This window comes from Reichenbachiella sp., assembly GCF_039941815.1.
Lineage (GTDB): Bacteria > Bacteroidota > Bacteroidia > Cytophagales > Cyclobacteriaceae > Reichenbachiella.
Genome location: NZ_JBDVDW010000032.1, coordinates 291,022 through 308,259 on the forward strand (window position 1 = coordinate 291,022; position 17,238 = coordinate 308,259).

Consider the following 17,238-nt stretch of genomic DNA (forward strand, 5'->3'; position numbering starts at 1 on the left):
TTCCATTAAATGAAAAAACCAGGCTAATATTTGCCTGGTTTTTTGTGTGCGCATGAGAGGACTCGAACCTCCACGCCCGAAAGCACTGCCTCCTGAAGACAGCGTGTCTACCAATTTCACCACATGCGCGAGAGCAGCAAAAGTAGATTAATTTTCGAATTGTTAATCAGATATTATACTTTTCTCATCCACGTATTGAACGAAAGCCTCTTCGATCAAATCACCCCCTTGCAATCTTAGGAAAACTTGAGCTGTCGCCAATACATCACGGTTACAATATCTAGAAATTCGCTCCAGTCCATCTTCCAGATAGTATACTCGATTGACATCACTGCCATCGATATCATCTTTAGGAGAAGGGACATCTAGAATTTCAGCAAGTAGTGCTAGCGAGGTGTAGTTTTTATAATCTCCAAATTTCCACATCTCCATGGTATCGAGGTGTTTTATCTCCCACGGTTTTTTTCCCGATATCTGAAGATAAGATGGCAGTTTGATACTATTGATTATCATGCGTCTACAGATATACGGAATATCGAACTCCTTTGCATTGTGGCCACAAAGTTGAATATTCGGTTCGTCCATTTTTTCATGCAGCAGAGAAACAAACTCCTCTAAAAGCTCACGTTCGCTGTGTGACCTGATAGCTTTGATTCTTATGTTTAGCTGGTCATCAGCATCGCGGTACAAGATTCCAACCGATATGCAAATGATTTTTCCAAATTCGGAATAGATGGCGGCTCGATGTCTAGAAAAACAATACTTTTATAGGTATTCATGTTAGGTAGGTTATTGGTTTTTAGTTTATGCTTCTTTTTTTGTCCAGTAGCGCACGAGTCCTGCTACGCTCATCCACGATGGGTTTGCTGCCTCGTATAATGTAATTCCGGATTCGTTTAGTCGTGCTTTTCGCAACTGATCGGCTGTATATTTCATAAAGATAGGCACCATTTCTTCATTGGTCAGACCGCCAGTCATTTGTGTTTTAATCCAACGAGCCCAATCATCCAAAATCTGTTCGAGTTGATCCAAATGCTCGTCGATATTTTCTATTTTATCATAGTGTGTTAGATACAAGGCTTTAGGTTTTGCCCGACGAAGAATAGATATAGAGTTTTTCCAATCTTCGATATTGATATCTGGAGGAGGGCATGGTGGGACAACTGGACCGCCATCAATCTTTACTCCCGCTACGTCTCCAGTAAAAATCACATCCTCTATTTGCCACGCTATATGATGCTTGGCATGTCCCGGGGTATGTAGGCTTGTAAGGGTTAAGTCTCCTATTTCAATACGTTGAAGATCGTCTACCTGAATAAGTTGATGGGCAGGAATAGGTTTCATTTGGCCCCACAACTCATCCATCTTATCCTGATAAATTCTCTTGGCAGACTCCATCAACCTTGACGGATCTTCCATGTTTTTTGCCCCAAAAGGGTGCAGGTAAATATTTGCTCCAGCCTCAGCAAAGGCCCAGGCCGCACCAGCATGATCCAAATGAATATGCGTCAGAAATACATGTTTGATATCGCTAAGCTGATAGCCATTACTCTCTATCATTTGCTTCAGCTCTATAAAAGTAGAATAAGGTCCGGTTTCGATGAGAATTGGGCCGTCGACAGTGGGAATCAAGTAAGCTCCAATGGCATGATCCAGATGTTGAAAATGAAGGTCGATTAGTTCTATTTGAAGCATAATATTAAGTTTGAATAAATATACTTCAATTAATCTATCCACATAAACCTATGCCTGGTATGAACAAAAAAAATCCCGGGGAACCACCCCCGGGACAAAACTCAAAACATAACCAATCAACTAATCTCAATCTCGAATTGAGAACCGCGTCGGCCGTCAGCCGCGCAGTGTTAATTAATCTAAACTCAAATTGTTATATTCAATCTCCATGCCAAAAAATACCAACTGGTATTAAAATTTGTTAAAAACCATCTTAGGCATAAGTATATTATGCACTGACTACTCTGTGATTTTTACGTCATCAAGATTGATAAACTCTATTTCATTATCATTATTCAGTGTCATCCCAATGACCGACTCGTTGCTAATCGCGCCAGACAAGATTTGTTTTGATAGCTCATTAAGAATCAGTTTTTGCATCACTCTCTTCAGCGGTCTGGCACCAAATTGTGGGTCAAAACCCAGTTCTCCTAGTTTATCAAGTACTTGATTTGATCCTTCTAGTTTCATCCCGCTTTCAGCAAGACGATTCTGAATCAGTTTGAATTGGATTCCGACAATTTTCCTAATGTTTTCTTTCGTCAATGGTCTAAACATTATGGTTTCATCCACCCTGTTCAAAAACTCTGGTCGCACCGATTGTTTCATCAATTCAAAGACTTCACGTTTTGTCTTTTCGATTATGGCCTCTTCGTTTTCCCCATTGAGTTTATCAAAGTTCTCTTGAATCAAGTGAGAACCAATATTGGTCGTCATTATGATAATCGTATTCTTGAAATTGGCCACTCGCCCTTTATTATCTGTGAGTCGTCCATCATCCAAGACTTGCAAGAGTATATTGAACGCATCGGGGTGCGCCTTCTCAATCTCGTCGAGGAGGACAACAGAATATGGTTTTCTCCTTACGGCTTCTGTCAACTGGCCGCCTTCATCATATCCCACATATCCAGGAGGTGCACCTATTAATCTGCTCACCGCATGACTTTCCTGATATTCAGACATGTCGATTCTGACCATGGCGTTTTCATCATTGAACAGGTAATCTGCCAACGCTTTTGCCAATTCTGTCTTACCCACGCCAGTTGTACCGAGAAAAATAAATGAGCCAATCGGTCTATTAGGATCTTGCATCCCTGCCCGACTTCGCCGAACAGCATCCGAGATGCTTTCGATGGCTTCGTCTTGTCCTGCTACTCTTTTGCCAAGCTCTTCTTCCAGGTGAAGTAATTTTTCACGATCACTCTTGAGCATTTTCTGAACTGGAATACCTGTCCATTTGGCTACCACCTCTGCAATGTCCTCTGAATCAACTTCTTCTTTTAATAGCGAGCTTTCTCCTTGCATGGTGGCCAGTTGAGACTTGAAGTCTTCTAGATTTTTCTCGCTTTCCTGTATTTTTCCATATCTGATCTCAGCCACCCTGCCAAAATCACCATCCCTCTCGGCCTTCTCTGCCTCCGTCCTATATTTCTCAATATTTTCTTTTTCCGTTTGAATTCCGGTTATCACCGCCTTTTCGTTTTCCCATTTTGCTTTTAGCTCATCACGTCTTTCGGCTAATGCTGAGATTTCTTTCGACAGCGCTTTTTCGCGGTCTTTGTTTTTTTCCCTTCTGATAGCTTCCCTTTCGATTTCCATTTGCATGATTCTACGCTGGAGCTCATCGAGTTCTTCCGGAAGTGAGTCTATTTCTATCCTAAGTTTGGCAGCAGCCTCATCCATGAGGTCAATAGCTTTATCAGGCAATTGCCGATCGGAAATATATCTACTCGACAACTCAACTGCCGCAATCACAGCATCATCTTTTACTCTTACACCGTGATGTACTTCATATTTTTCCTTGATACCGCGAAGAATAGAAATGGCATCCGCTTCATTGGGTTCATCTACCACTACTGTTTGAAAACGTCGCTCGAGTGCCTTGTCCTTCTCAATGTATTTTTGATATTCCTTGAGGGTAGTCGCACCTATGGCATGAAGCTCGCCTCTGGCAAGAGCTGGTTTCAATAGGTTAGCCGCATCCATCGCGCCTTCTCCACCTCCAGCACCAATTAAAGTATGAATTTCATCAATAAATAGAATGATCTCACCAGCCGAATCGGTCACTTCTTTGATTACAGCTTTTAGTCTTTCCTCGAATTCTCCTTTATATTTTGCTCCTGCTACGAGCATTCCCATATCTAGCGAATAAAGCACCTTAGTTTTAAGGTTTTCGGGAACATCTCCATCCACAATTCGCTGGGCCATCCCCTCGATTATCGCTGTCTTACCTACTCCTGGTTCACCTATGAGCATCGGATTGTTTTTTGTTCTACGCGACAAAATTTGCAACACTCTGCGGATTTCTTCATCTCTACCTATGACTGGGTCAATTTTGCCATCTTTGGCCAGCTGATTCAAGTTTTTTGAATAGCGCTCCAATGACTGATAATTTGATTCTGCGTTTTGACTGTTCACTTTATTTCCTCCTCTTAGTTCATCAATCGCCGTTTCAAGTTCTTTTTGATTGAATCCGGCTTCCTTCAGTATGCTGGCGGTTTTTTCCTTTCCGCCTAATATTCCCAGTATAATATGCTCTATGGCTACAAATTCATCTCCTTGCTTTTTCGCAAGCGACTCAGCCTTCGTCAATGCCGCAGCAGAATCATTTGATAAATAGGGTTGCTGACCTGAAACCTTCGCATAGGTTGAAATCTGAGCGTCGATTTTCTCTGCCAATTGATTTTTGTTTACTCCCAGTTTTTTAGAGACAAATCCAATGACATTTTCATCAGTAGTCAATATGGCTTGAAAAAGGTGTGCCGGCTCTATGGCTTGCTGGCCATTAGCCAATACTAGCTCTCCCGCCTTATTAATTACTTCTTGCGATTTTACTGTATAGTTATTAAAATTCATGCTTCTTCTGGTTTTATAGAATGCCTCGATCAAATTTCCATCCAAATCACTATTTGTTAATTTTTCAGACATTTTGACTTAATTATCCTCTTACTACCTCATTATCAAGACATTGTGTCTTGATTTTTACAGCATCAGCTGACAGGTATGCCATGAGATCTAGGTGGTTTGCATTTATTGTTCTAATTTCGGATGACTCAATACTATCATAAATTATGTCTGAAAAAGGCCGTAGAAAATTCATCAAATCAGCAGGAGCCATCGCTGCCGCAAGCGCCACAACGCTACTCTCATCTTGCGCTGCTGATAAGAAATCCGTTTCGGATACTCCATACATCAACTTTAACAATAGTTACCAATGGAAAATGGTAACGACCTGGCCGCCAAATTTTCCGGTGCTAGGTGAGGGTTGCAAACTTCTCGCTAAGTGGGTGGAACAAATGAGTGGTGATCGATTGAAAATTGAAGTCTACGGGGGAGGGGAGTTAATTCCCTCGCTAGAATGTTTCGATGCTGTGAGCCATGGAGCAGTGGAAATGGCCAGCGGATCCGGATACTATTGGGCTGGTAAAATTCCAGCAGCGCAATTTTTTTCGTCCGTGCCATTTGGGATGAATGCTCAACAAATGAATACTTGGATTATTAATGGTGAGGCTAACAAACTCTGGGATGAAATCTATGAGCCATTTAATCTTATTCCATTACCTGGAGGAAATACAGGGATTCAGGCTGGAGGCTGGTATAATAAAGAAATCAATACCATTGAAGATTATCAAGGGTTGAAGATGAGAATGCCTGGATTAGGAAGTAAGATCATCAACAAAGCAGGTGGTACTGCTGTGCTGGTCGCAGGTGGAGAATTGTTTACCAATCTAGAACGTGGGGTGATCGATGCAACAGAATGGATCGGTCCATATCATGATTACCTGATGGGGTTTCACCGGGTGGCCAAACACTATTACTATCCTGGTTGGCATGAGCCAGGTACCGTGTTGGAAATGATTATGAACAAGGACAAATTTCACGAACTACCTATAGACTTGCAAGAAATTCTTCGTGCTGCCATTTATCGACTAAATCAATGGATGCTGCTGGAGTTCGAACAAAAAAATGCTATCTATCTTCAAAAGATGAAAGAAGAGAAAGTCGATATAAGGCCTTTTTCTAAAGAAGTATTACAACCACTACGAAAAATTGCTGAGGAAGTGATTCTGGAACTAGTGGAATCAGACGCGCAAAGCAAAAAGATTTATGAGCACTATTCTGCGTTTAAGAAACAGATCTCCGGTTGGTCGGAAATAAGCGAGAAGTATTACTACAGAGAAGTGCTATAGTTTCGATTCAGCGTGCTCAATTCCAAGATTAACCCAATGTGCCAAATCTGGCTCACTGAGAAAACCTTCTGCACTCACAAAGACAAATTCTTTCATCGGCTTTCCTGTAAAGTCCATCGGGCGTACATGATCTCTTTTTAGTTCTTCCTGATCCTTCGGTGAAATCACTCGCACGCACAATTCATCTTTGACTATACCAACACTCATTTTGCCCTTGTACAAATAGCACAATCCACCGAACATTTTCTTCTCAGTAATGTCACCACCAAACGGTAATAGATGCTGCTTAATTCTAGATGCGAGTTCTTCATTGTAAGCCATGTTGAAATTCTTCGTAGTGAATAATATAATTTTCTATTTCAATGTGTTTGATTTAATCATATCAATGTGGGGAATACCATCTTCAAGATATACTTCTGACGATTTTTTGAAACCAAAAGAGGCATAGTATTTCTCAAGGTACTTTTGTGCTTGCAGGTATATCTCGCCTATAGCTGATTTGTCTTCCAGAAATTCCAACGCTGCCTCCATCATTTTTCGACTTAGCCCCTGCCCTCGATATTCCTCTGGGGTCACCACTCTCCCAATGGCTGCCCTAGAGTTTTCAGGATAATAAATTCTCAAATAGCTCATCAATTTTTCGTCATCGGAAACCAATAAATGATGAGCTTCTTGATCTTGATTGTCTAGTTCGGGATAGGCACAATTCTGCTCTACCACGAATACATCGACTCTAGTCTTTAGTATTCTATAAAGCTCATCAAGTGACAACTGTTGAAAGGTCTTGATTTCTATTTTCATGTTCTGACTGTTCAGCTTTCAATCGATATCTTAAATAATAACAAAGTAGGAGCCCCAATACGCTCACAGCGAAGACCACACTCCACGTAAAATTATATCCATAGTTTTCTATCAACTGCATACCCATGTTTGGTCCTATAATATGTGCAACCGAAAATGCAATTGGAAACAAGGCCATATACTCTCCTGCTTTTCCTTTTTGAGATCTTTCCATTGCAAACGAGTTGGCAAACGGAAACACCAGCATTTCTCCAACGGTAATAAAGACCATACTTATGATCAATATCCCTCCCCAATCAGAAAAATTGAATACCCAAAAACCGAGGCCTAGAATAAGAGTACCTATCCACAAGATAGTGGGTTTAGATAATCTGATTCTTTCGAGCCAGCTGATAAGTGGCATTTCAAACAAAAAGATAATCATACCATTCAAGGAAATCAGCCAACCAATCTGACCTTCACTCATTTGATGAACCGTCTTGTAGTATAAAGGCACCGTGGCAAACATTTGAAGAAAAACTAACGCAGTTATAAATACTACGAACAAGAAGACCAAATAGGATACATCTGTATAAGCGGATTGCTGCTTTACATCTTTTTGAGATTTCTCCTGTATAGGGGTACCGTCCTTTTCATTCAATAAAACGAGTAGCAACATGGCTGCGAATAGACAGGTAATCCCATCAATCCAAAAAAGTGTGCCATACGTTAATGTAGCAATGATGGCTCCGCCCACCGCAGGTCCAAACGAAAAGCCAAGGTTGATAGCTAGTCTAATAAGGGTAACCGAACGCGTGTTATTTTCTGGTTTGCTGTAAGCTCTTATGGACACGTACATGGCTGGTCTAAACATATCTGCGATAACCATCAAAACAAATATGCCGGTTATCAAAGACCAGAAGTCGGTGAGGTACTGGACTGCAATAAAGACTGCGCCAGATCCAATCAGGCTAACTAGCATAACTTTGTAATAACCAATTTTGTCAGTCAATTTTCCACCTAGCCATGACCCAAAGATAGAGCCACTGCCAAAGGCTGTCATGACCCAACCCACCTGTGATAGTGAATACCCAAGACTAGATGTTAGATAGAGTGACAAAAATGGTACTACCATTGTGCCGGCTCTATTGATAAAAGTAATGACTGATAGCAACCAGATTTCTCTGGATAGACCCTGATAAGAGTTTAGATATGCCTCGAATTGTCTTTTGATCATGCTTTCGGTTTGTTGACTCATGATTGATCGCAATTTGCATTAATCAATCAATATAATTTAGTTTCTCAGATGAAGTCACTCTATCTAGCGATAAGCAAACTCAATTGGTTAAATAAACCATAGAGACTAGTTACGGGTATCGAAACAAAAAAGATGTTCTTCGAATATGAAATGATTTTCTGATTAGTATCAGAAATTATAATGAACGGTTAGGGGATACGCTCGAGGTTCTTTACTTCCGCTTCACCGTCCAAAACGATTCTATCACGTCCAGATTCCGTCTCAAAATATTGAGTGCTTATTGTTGCGATGTGCTTGCCAACTTTGATATCCGTAATTTCCAATTTTACCCTGTACTTCTTATCAGGATATATGGCTCTTTTAAATCCAAGCGATTGTCCGAGATAGAAAGTACCAGGTCCGGGAAATTCCATGCCTAAAATTTTTGATAGTACAGCTGCTGTAAATATCCCATGAACAATCGGCGATTTAAAATTGGTCGAGGCAGCATACTCAGCATCGAGATGTAACGGGTTCTTATCTCCAGAAAGCTCGGCAAAGGCATTTACCTGCTCTTGAGTAATGCAAAAAGAAGATTCAAATGTATCGCCTATTTTTAAAAACATCGGTTTATGATATAGTAGTTGTAGGGATAAAGGTAATTACAATATTGAAGTGTGACAATCTAGATGTAGGCCCCGATTAATAAAAAAGGCAGATCTTCTACATAGATTATCTGCCTGTCATTCGTTGGATTAGTATGCTAAGTAGTCTAATAAAAGAATCCACTTGAACTCTAAAAGTAGTAAGGAACCAAAGAAGTTGGAAATTTTTTCAACACTCATTTAGCCGAACCAAACATTCTAATCAATTAATCCAATAAAGCGAGATTTAATTTTGTAAAAGGTCTAATGAATAACCATTTGACTATAAAATCTACGAACAGGTCTTCGGCTTCTATCAATTAATACCAGATCAAACGTCACCAAAGTAAAATATTAGTTAGTTTTCAGGAATTTTTTCTAAAACACTACTCAGCATGAAATCACTTTTGGTACTCTCCTTACTAAGTTTATTGTTATTATCTAACCCGGCGCTTGGTCAGCCGGCGCCAATGAAGTTTGGTAAAATCAATTTGTCCGATCTCCAAATGAAATATTATGAAAAAGATTCAAGCGCAAGTGCGGTTATTCTTTGTGATTACGGTGTGTCCAAAATAGAATACGCCCATCGAGAAGGGTGGAAGCTTGTAACTGAAGTTCATCGAAGAATCAAGATTCTTAAAAAAGATGGTTATGAATGGGCTGATGGAGAAATTTACCTCTACAATCAATATGGAGATAAAGAGAAATTGAACTATCTCAAAGGATACACTTATAATCTGCAGGGGAAAAAAATTGTAAAGAGTAAGTTGGAAAAATCATCGATTTTCGAAGAGAAATATAGCTCTAATCGTGATGTGACAAAATTTACCATGCCTGATGTCAAGGAAGGTTCTGTTTTAGAATATTCATACATTATTGTTTCTGATTTCTTATTCAATTTTGACGATTGGGAATTTCAGAGTTCTATTCCTGTAGTATGGAGTGAATTTCGTAGTAAGATTCCAGAGTATTTTATCTACAAGGTCGTTCCTCAAGGGTTTCTTCCATTTCATGTTGCCACATCTGAAATGCGACCTCAAAATGTAACTATTGCTGAGGCAGGTACCGCACAAAAATTTGGCGCCGCTAGAACGGAGTCAAGCGTCAATCTTGTCAGCTATAGAGAAGAAAATAAAATCTGGGTCGTCAAGGATGCTCCCAAGTTTGAGAAAGAAAGCTTTATGACTTCTTCAAATAACTACATTTCCAAAGTCAGTTATGAATTGGCTTTCATAAAAGAAAAAAATTCTCCAGAAATAGACTACATGGGATCTTGGGACAAGCTTAACAGAAGATTTTTGGAGGCGAGTTATTTTGGAGAGCATTTGTTTAGAGCCTGGAAGCTAAGCAATCCAATTAAAGACTTACCTCTTGAAGGGTTATCCGATGAAGAAAAAATTGCTCAGGTCTATGGGTTTGTGAAATCCAAAGTATCATGGAATGGAGAGAACAGATGTACACTAAAGACAACTGGGGACTATTCCTTAAAAAACCCATTGAGTGAGGGAAAAGGGAGCGCTGCTGAAGTCAATTTGATTTTGACCACATTGCTGAGAAAAGCAGGCTTAAGGGCAGATCCTGTGATATTAAGTACACGTAACCACGGGATAGTCAAAAAAGATTTTCCAATGATGGATCAATTCAATTACGTGATTTGCAAAGTGTATATAGGTGATCAGTACATGCTTTTGGATGCGACTGACCCATATCTCCCAATCAATACTTTACCGGAAAGATGTCTGAATGGTAGCGGTTTTGCTATTTCAAAAGACAACCCTGGTTGGGTAAACGTAACGTCGAAAGCTAAAAAGTCAACCAAAATATCAGGTGCTTTGGTATTAGACGATGAGGGTATGATAACCGGTAATCTAAAATATGCCTATGGTGGATATAGTGCAAGAATTCCAAGGAAAGAGTTTCTCAATAGCGGTGAACAAACTTATGTTGACAATAAAATGGATAATTCTCCATGGGAAGTCAATTCTTTAGACGTAGAAAATGCAAAAGATCTTTCTCAAAGTTTCACTGAGAACTATGATTTGGAAATTGAATCAGACAACTCTGGTGGAGCTAGCATAATCTATATATCACCAATGTTTGATGGTAAACAAGAATCAAATCCATTTAAGCTAGAAGAGCGTAAGTACCCGGTTGACTTTGGTTCTACTATAGAAGAGATGTATTATGTCACCATTGAGATACCTGATGGGTATGTCATGGAACAATCGCCAACGCCACTTGCTTTGGCTCTTCCTGAGAAAAGTGGAAACTATAAATTTCAGGTAACTCAGCTCGGTAATAAACTCACGGTGTATAGCAAATTGGCAATAAATAAAATACAGTTTTCTTCAAATGAATATGCGTACCTCAAGGAGTTTTTTGCCCAAATTATATCAAAGCAAAATGAACAGATTGTATTGAAAAAATCCTGATAACATGACTGTTAAAAGGCTTGCCCTTATTGTTTTATTATTTTCTTCGATCGGTTCAGAGGCTATTGGTCAGGGTGGATACGCCATTAGGTATATTCCAGATTCATTATTGAAAAACGCAAACGCTGTTTTTCAATTAGATAAGACTGAAATCAAGATTCTGTCTAACAAAAAAACTATCGAAGAAAAACATCAGGTCATTACAATTCTCAACAACAAGGGTAAGAAATTTGCCGAATTGTATGAGGGTTATGATAAACACTCAAAGGTCAAAAGCATTAGTGCTAGGGTACTGGACGCTAACGGAAATGAGGTAAGGACATTTTACAGTTATGATTTTGATGATTATAGCAACGTATCTGGCGGGACTATTTTTGATGACAGTAGAATCAAATATCTGGACGTGTCACAACCTAGTTTTCCTTACACTGTCGAGTTCAAAAGTGAAGTAGTTTATCAATCCCTCTTTTATATTCCAAACTGGTACGCAGTTCCTGATGAGAATGTATCAGTTGTTCACTCGATTTATAACCTTTCCAGTCCGACTGAACTTAAACCAAGATATAAGTTTTTAAATACCGATTTGGAACTAAAAGAATCCACGGAAGACGGTATGTCTTTCATGTCCCTTTTTGTGGAGAATCAAAAAGCAACAAAACGTGAGCCATATGGGCCTGCGTTTTTTGAAACTGTACCAAAACTTTTGCTAGCACCATCTGAAATGTATTTTGATGGTTTCGATGGAAATATGGAGAGCTGGAAAAATTATGGTTTGTGGCAACTTAAACTTAATCAAGGCCGCGATAGTCTGAGTTCAAAATCCATAAATGAGATTCGACAAATTACCGATCAATTTGAATCCAGAGAAGATAAAATACGCGCGGTATATGAATATGTACAAAACAAAACTCGCTACGTAAGTATTCAATTGGGAATAGGAGGGTGGCAACCCTACGAGGCTACTTCTGTCGATGAGTTGGGATATGGGGATTGCAAAGCACTATCAAACTACACTTACTCCTTATTGAAATCTGTTGGAATTAACTCTTATTATACCAAAGTATATGCAGGAAGCAATCCACCAAAGTTGTTCGACGATTTTCCGTATATGGCTTCCAATCATATAATACTATGCGTGCCCAACGACCAAGATACGGTTTGGTTGGAGTGTACCAGCCAGACTAACCCTTTTGGGTATCTAGGCGAGTTCACCGGAGACAGGGAGGTTATGATTGTGACCCAGGATGGCGGCAAAATTGTAAGAACCCCGTCGTATTCAGTGGAGGACAACAGACAAATTACCAGAGCCAAAATCGATATCTCCAAAGATGGCCATGCAACGGCCACAGTAGATATACAATATACGGGTACCCAGTATGAAAATAATGATTTGAATTGGGTGATCAATGACGGAGAAGAAAAACTAAAAAAATGGATTTACAACAACACAGATATTCCTGAATTTCAAGTTGATGATTTTAGTTTTAATTTGAAAAAGGATAAGATACCATCCATTGATGAACACATCGAGATCACCATACGGTCGATGGCATCGGTCAATGGTGAACGCTTTTTCGTTCGGCCAAATATGATGAATAGATGGAAAAAAGCTCCTCGAAGAATTTCCAACAGACAAACAGAGGTAGTCCTATCTTCTGCATTCTATGACAGTGATTCGTTGGTTTATAAAATTCCAGAAAATTTACACATTGAGTATTTACCGGAGGACATTGCTATCAGCAATGAATTTGGAAAATACAATGTAAGTTTCGAATACAACAATCGGGAACTGATCTATGTCCGACAACTACGATGGAACAAAGGAACGTTTCCTAAAGAGTCATATGACAAATTTAGAAACTTCTATCGCGCCATTGTGAAGGGCGACAAAGCTAAAGTTGTGTTTGTCGATAAGACATAAAAAAAGCCTCATCAGTGATGAGGCTTAATAATGCATCAGCATTTTCTCATAATAAAAAACTTCAGGTTACTTCAAGAATTCATAGATTCCTGCTACACCCTGGCCACCGCCAACACAAGCTGTCACCATTCCATATTTTTGATTTCTTCTTCTCATTTCATTTATGAGTTGAACGGAAAGCTTAGCCCCTGAGCACCCTAGTGGATGACCCAAAGCTATGGCTCCACCATTCGGATTTATTTTTTCAGGATCTAATCCAGCTTCTTTTATTACAGCCAAAGACTGAGTGGCAAAAGCTTCATTCAGTTCAAACTGATCAATATCATTAAGTTTTAAACCTGCTTGTTTCAGCGCTTTTGGAATAGCTGCAACAGGACCGATACCCATGATTCTTGGATTTACCCCCGCCGCAGTATAGGTTACCATTCGGGCTACTGGCTCAAGATTCAATTCTTTAACCATGGCTTCAGACATCACCATCACGAAAGCAGCTCCATCAGACGTCTGTGATGAATTCCCCGCTGTGACCACTCCACCCATTTTGAACGCTGGTTTCAATCGGGACAATCCTTCCATTGAAGTGCCTTGTCTTGGTCCTTCGTCTGTATCAACAACATACTCACGCTCAGCTTTTTTGCCTTCTTCATTCACATAGGTTTCGCTGACCGTGATTGGAACAATTTCATCCTTGAATTTTCCATCTTTCAAGGCTGCCAAAGCCTTATCATGAGATTTTACGGAAAACTCATCTGCCTCTTCTCGGGTGATACCGTAATCGACAGCTATTTCTTCAGCTGTAAGGCCCATACCTAAATAATACTCAGGATGGTTTTCTGCTATCTTCCAGTTGAGTGCTGTTTTGTAGCCCAGCATCGGAACCAAAGACATTGATTCTGTGCCTCCTGCAATAATACAATCGGCCATTCCGGCTTTGATTCTGGCCGCCGCGATCGCTATAGTTTCCAATCCGGATCCACAGTATCTATTGACGGTGACCCCAGGAACTTCGATGGGTAATGACAAAAGAGAAATCATTCTTCCCATTTGCATTCCTTGCTCTGCTTCCGGGATGGCGTTGCCGACAATCAGGTCATCAATTCTTTTCGGGTCCAGAGCAGGCACCTCAGCTACCAAATGTTTTATTACGTCAGCAGCCAGATCATCTGGTCGAGAAAATCTGAAACCTCCTCTTTTTGATTTACCAATTGCTGTTCTATATCCTTTAACTATATATGCTTCCATTTTTGTAGTATCTAATTTAATAATTCAAGATTCGAGAAATTAGTTCCTGAGAGGTTTACCCTTGAACAAAATACTGTGGATTCGTTCTAATGTTTTTGGCTCTCCTGTCAAACTTAAAAAGGCTTCTCTTTCGAGATCCAATAGATATTGCTCCGATACTAGTGTCGGCGCTGAAAGATCTCCTCCATTCATAACCCAGGATATTTTCTTTGCTATTTTCATATCATGGTCTGAAATGTAGTTTCCATATCGCATCCCTGCCACGCCAGCCTCAAACATTGCTAAGCCAGATTTGCCCTGCACTTTGATGTCTGTTCTCTGCGCCTGCTGAGTGTACCCGGCTTCAGCCAGCTCTATTGCTTTATGTTTGGCATCAGCCAATAATCTTGATCTATTCAATGTGAAATCGTCAGATTTTCTAATAAAATCTAAATCTCTAGCTTCATAAGCAGAAGTAGCGACCTTAGCTGTAGCGATAGACATAAAGTTTTCTTGCAAAATATTTAGCTCAGGATCACCTGGTCTATATGCGTCTGATGTTCTAAGAGTCATCTCTTTGGTACCGCCGCCGCCAGGAATCAAGCCAACACCTACTTCAACCAATCCCATGTAGGTTTCGGTATGTGCCTGAATATGATCTGAGTGCAAGGACAATTCGCATCCACCACCAAGTGCCATTCCAGAAGTAGCCACCACTACAGGTATAGAAGAATATCTGGCTCTCATCATCGTATTTTGAAAATGGCCAATCATCATGTTGATCTCGTCATAATCCTGATCACCTGCATACATAAATAGCATGGCAAGGTTTGCTCCGGCGGAGAAGTTTTGACCTTCGTTGCCAATGACCAATCCTCTATAGCTCTCTTCAGCTTTTGAGATGGAAGCATTGATACCTTCAATGATTTCAGCACCCATCGCATTCATTTTGGTATGGAATTCTAAATTTAGAATTCCATCACCTACGTCATATAGTGTGCACCCAGGATTCTGATATACAATATTGTTTTGTTTGAATGCATCCAATATGATTAGACCTTCTGTCCCTGGTATGACCTTATAGGATTTTGTAGGAATGTCATAATAGAGTTTTTTACCATTCTCAAATTTGTAAAAACTCTCATGTCCGGCAGCGATCATTTCGGAAACCCAATCAGCTGGTTTCATTCCGGCTTCTTCCATTTTTGCGGCGGTTTCTTTGAGCCCTAATTCGTCCCAAGTAGCAAATGGTCCGATTTCCCAGGCAAAACCCGCAGCTACTGCTTGGTCTATTCGGTACAACTCGTCTGCGATTTCAGGAATACGCATCGAACAATACTTGAACATGTCATAGAAAGTGGTTCTGTAGAATTCTCCTGCTTTACCATCAGAGTTAACCAAAATTGGTATTCTTTCCTTTACATTCTCAATGTCTTTGACTTGGCCAAGGACATCGAAGTGTCCTTTTGTTCGTGGGCCATATTCAAATGTTTTTAGATTGAGTTCAAGAATTTCTTTCTTCCCGCTTTCGTCTACGGTCTTCTTGAAGTAGCCCTGTTTTGTTTTGTCTCCCCACCATTTTCTGTCATAGAGCTCCTGTACAATTTTAGGGAGTTTGAATGCCTCTCTGGATTCATCATCAGGCAGACCTTGATATAATCCGCTGGCGACGTTCACAGTAGTATCCAGACCAACAACATCCATTGTTCTGAATGTAGCAGATTTGGCTCTGCCAATGATAGGTCCTGTCAGTTTATCAACTTCACCTACGGTGAGGCCTATTTTCTCTACTGCGTGCATGCCAGACATGATCGCATAAATTCCAATTCGATTGGCGATAAATGCGGGAGTGTCTTTGCAAAGTACTGTTTCTTTTCCCAAGAAGAGGTCACCATAATTCATGAGGTAATCAATCACCTCTGCATTGGTATCTGCTGTCGGAATAATCTCCAGAAGTCTTAGATACCTGGGAGGGTTGAAAAAGTGGGTTCCACAGAAATGTTTTTTGAAATCATCACTTCTGCCCTCAGCCATAAAATGAATTGGGATACCTGACGTATTGGAAGTGACTAATGTTCCTGGTTTTCTATATTTTTCAACTTGATCAAAAACTATTTTCTTTATTTCAAGTTTTTCAACGACAACTTCCATGATCCAATCATATTCGGAAATTTTGGACATGTCATCTTCAAAATTCCCCAAGGAAATCAAAGAAGCACTTTTTTTGTTATAGAGTGCAGCTGGTTTTGCTTTTAGGGTATTTTGAAAGGCAAGGTTTACAATTTTGTTTCGTACCACCTTATCTTCTAGTGTAAGGCCTTTTGCCTTATCTTCATCATCCAATTCGCGAGGAACAATATCGAGTAGTAGAACTTCTACTCCAATGTTTGCAAAGTGACATGCAATTCTAGAACCCATAATTCCAGATCCAAGAATTGCAACTTTTTTGATAGCTCTATTCATTTTCGATTAACTCAATTTTTTGGTCAAGATTTTTATTTTCTTCAATTACATTGTCGATCACAGTCATGACTTCGAAAAAGGCTTCTAGCTTTTTTTCTGAAATTGATTCTCTTACTTTTTCGTTGAAAAAAATCACAGCCTTTCTGGAAAAGTCTCTTTTCTTTTGGCCGGCCTCTGTCAAATATATCCTTACTGATCGTTTGTCTTCTGTGTCTCTTTCTCTGTAGATGAGCCCGGTATCCTCCATGTTTTTTAGCATGCGAGTGAGGCTTCGGGATTCCATCCCTAGTAGGGGAGCAATTTTTGTAGCAGGTGTCCCTGCATCCTGGTCAATGTTGAGTAGCACAAATCCCGATGATGCTGTAATTCCCTTTATAGAACCACCTTGATTATACATTCTGGAAATGGCGTGCCAAACGACTTTGATATGGTAATCGACCGTTTCTTCCTTTCGCATACATTAAACTGTTAAATAAGTACTTTCGACTAAGATCAAAGATATACAAAAAATGTTATGCATGCATACTATTATTTGGAATTATCTTGGGTTATCGATCTGGAGGAATCAGCTGAGTTATTGGGGTATCAAGTCAAATATGGAAAGTAGGTATAAGTT

The 17,238-nt window shown here is 39.9% G+C and carries 13 protein-coding genes and 1 tRNA gene; 3 read left to right on the forward strand and 11 right to left on the reverse strand.

Translation table 11 applies throughout. The annotated features are described in order from the left end of the window. Window positions 1-47: 47 nt before the first annotated feature. The 4 genes from ABJF11_RS08530 to clpB form a co-directional block, all read right to left on the reverse strand. A tRNA-Leu gene (locus ABJF11_RS08530) sits at window positions 48-129 on the reverse strand. Between the two features lie 33 nt (window positions 130-162). Beyond that, window positions 163-735 carry a 3'-5' exonuclease gene (locus ABJF11_RS08535; RefSeq protein ID WP_348119777.1) on the reverse strand — a complete coding sequence of 191 codons (573 nt, stop codon included), beginning with the start codon at window positions 733-735 and terminating at the stop codon, window positions 163-165. Between the two features lie 69 nt (window positions 736-804). Continuing rightward, window positions 805-1,695 carry an MBL fold metallo-hydrolase gene (locus ABJF11_RS08540; RefSeq protein ID WP_348119387.1) on the reverse strand — a complete coding sequence of 297 codons (891 nt, stop codon included), beginning with the start codon at window positions 1,693-1,695 and terminating at the stop codon, window positions 805-807. 279 nt (window positions 1,696-1,974) lie between these two features. Beyond that, window positions 1,975-4,590 (reverse strand): ATP-dependent chaperone ClpB, encoded by a 2,616-nt coding sequence (clpB, locus tag ABJF11_RS08545; RefSeq protein WP_348119778.1) that lies wholly within the window; start codon window positions 4,588-4,590, stop codon window positions 1,975-1,977. A gap of 215 nt (window positions 4,591-4,805) precedes the next feature. On the opposite strand from clpB, the gene ABJF11_RS08550 reads away from it, so the two are divergent. Then, window positions 4,806-5,924: a TRAP transporter substrate-binding protein gene (locus tag ABJF11_RS08550; protein WP_348119388.1), complete on the forward strand. Its 1,119-nt coding sequence runs from the start codon at window positions 4,806-4,808 to the stop codon at window positions 5,922-5,924. Here ABJF11_RS08550 and ABJF11_RS08555 read toward each other — a convergent pair. The 4 genes from ABJF11_RS08555 to ABJF11_RS08570 form a co-directional block, all read right to left on the reverse strand. Beyond that, a complete protein-coding gene (locus ABJF11_RS08555; RefSeq protein ID WP_348119389.1) occupies window positions 5,919-6,245 on the reverse strand; it encodes a TfoX/Sxy family protein in 327 nt (108 codons plus the stop codon). The two genes, ABJF11_RS08550 and ABJF11_RS08555, sit on opposite strands and share 6 nt — an antisense overlap. 33 nt (window positions 6,246-6,278) lie before the next feature. Then, a complete protein-coding gene (locus tag ABJF11_RS08560) occupies window positions 6,279-6,725 on the reverse strand; it encodes a GNAT family N-acetyltransferase (protein ID WP_348119390.1) in 447 nt (148 codons plus the stop codon). Further along, on the reverse strand, window positions 6,685-7,962 hold the full coding sequence (locus ABJF11_RS08565) for an MFS transporter (protein WP_348119391.1): 1,278 nt from the start codon (window positions 7,960-7,962) through the stop codon (window positions 6,685-6,687). Before ABJF11_RS08565 ends, ABJF11_RS08560 begins: the two co-directional genes overlap by 41 nt. Before the next feature lie 188 nt (window positions 7,963-8,150). Continuing rightward, entirely contained in the window at window positions 8,151-8,567 is a 417-nt protein-coding gene (locus ABJF11_RS08570) for a MaoC family dehydratase (RefSeq protein WP_348119392.1), read from the reverse strand. 413 nt (window positions 8,568-8,980) lie between these two features. On the opposite strand from ABJF11_RS08570, the gene ABJF11_RS08575 reads away from it, so the two are divergent. Both ABJF11_RS08575 and ABJF11_RS08580 read left to right on the forward strand, forming a co-directional pair. After that, the gene (locus ABJF11_RS08575) at window positions 8,981-11,017 is read left to right on the forward strand and encodes a DUF3857 domain-containing protein (RefSeq protein WP_348119393.1); all 2,037 of its coding nucleotides are present in this window, start codon (window positions 8,981-8,983) and stop codon (window positions 11,015-11,017) included. Window positions 11,018-11,021: 4 nt separating this feature from the next. Beyond that, window positions 11,022-12,938, forward strand: a complete 1,917-nt coding sequence (locus tag ABJF11_RS08580; protein WP_348119394.1) for a DUF3857 domain-containing protein — start codon at window positions 11,022-11,024, stop codon at window positions 12,936-12,938. Between the two features lie 66 nt (window positions 12,939-13,004). Here the strand turns inward: ABJF11_RS08580 and ABJF11_RS08585 are convergent, their stop codons facing one another. Genes ABJF11_RS08585 through ABJF11_RS08595 form a run of 3 tightly spaced genes read right to left on the reverse strand, consistent with a single transcriptional unit; the run spans window position 13,005 to window position 17,079 of the window. Then, a complete protein-coding gene (locus ABJF11_RS08585) occupies window positions 13,005-14,180 on the reverse strand; it encodes an acetyl-CoA C-acyltransferase (RefSeq protein ID WP_348119395.1) in 1,176 nt (391 codons plus the stop codon). 39 nt (window positions 14,181-14,219) lie between these two features. Further along, the gene (locus tag ABJF11_RS08590) at window positions 14,220-16,622 is read right to left on the reverse strand and encodes a 3-hydroxyacyl-CoA dehydrogenase/enoyl-CoA hydratase family protein (RefSeq protein WP_348119396.1); all 2,403 of its coding nucleotides are present in this window, start codon (window positions 16,620-16,622) and stop codon (window positions 14,220-14,222) included. After that, the gene (locus ABJF11_RS08595; RefSeq protein WP_348119397.1) at window positions 16,615-17,079 is read right to left on the reverse strand and encodes a MarR family transcriptional regulator; all 465 of its coding nucleotides are present in this window, start codon (window positions 17,077-17,079) and stop codon (window positions 16,615-16,617) included. Before ABJF11_RS08595 ends, ABJF11_RS08590 begins: the two co-directional genes overlap by 8 nt. Window positions 17,080-17,238 lie beyond the last annotated feature (159 nt).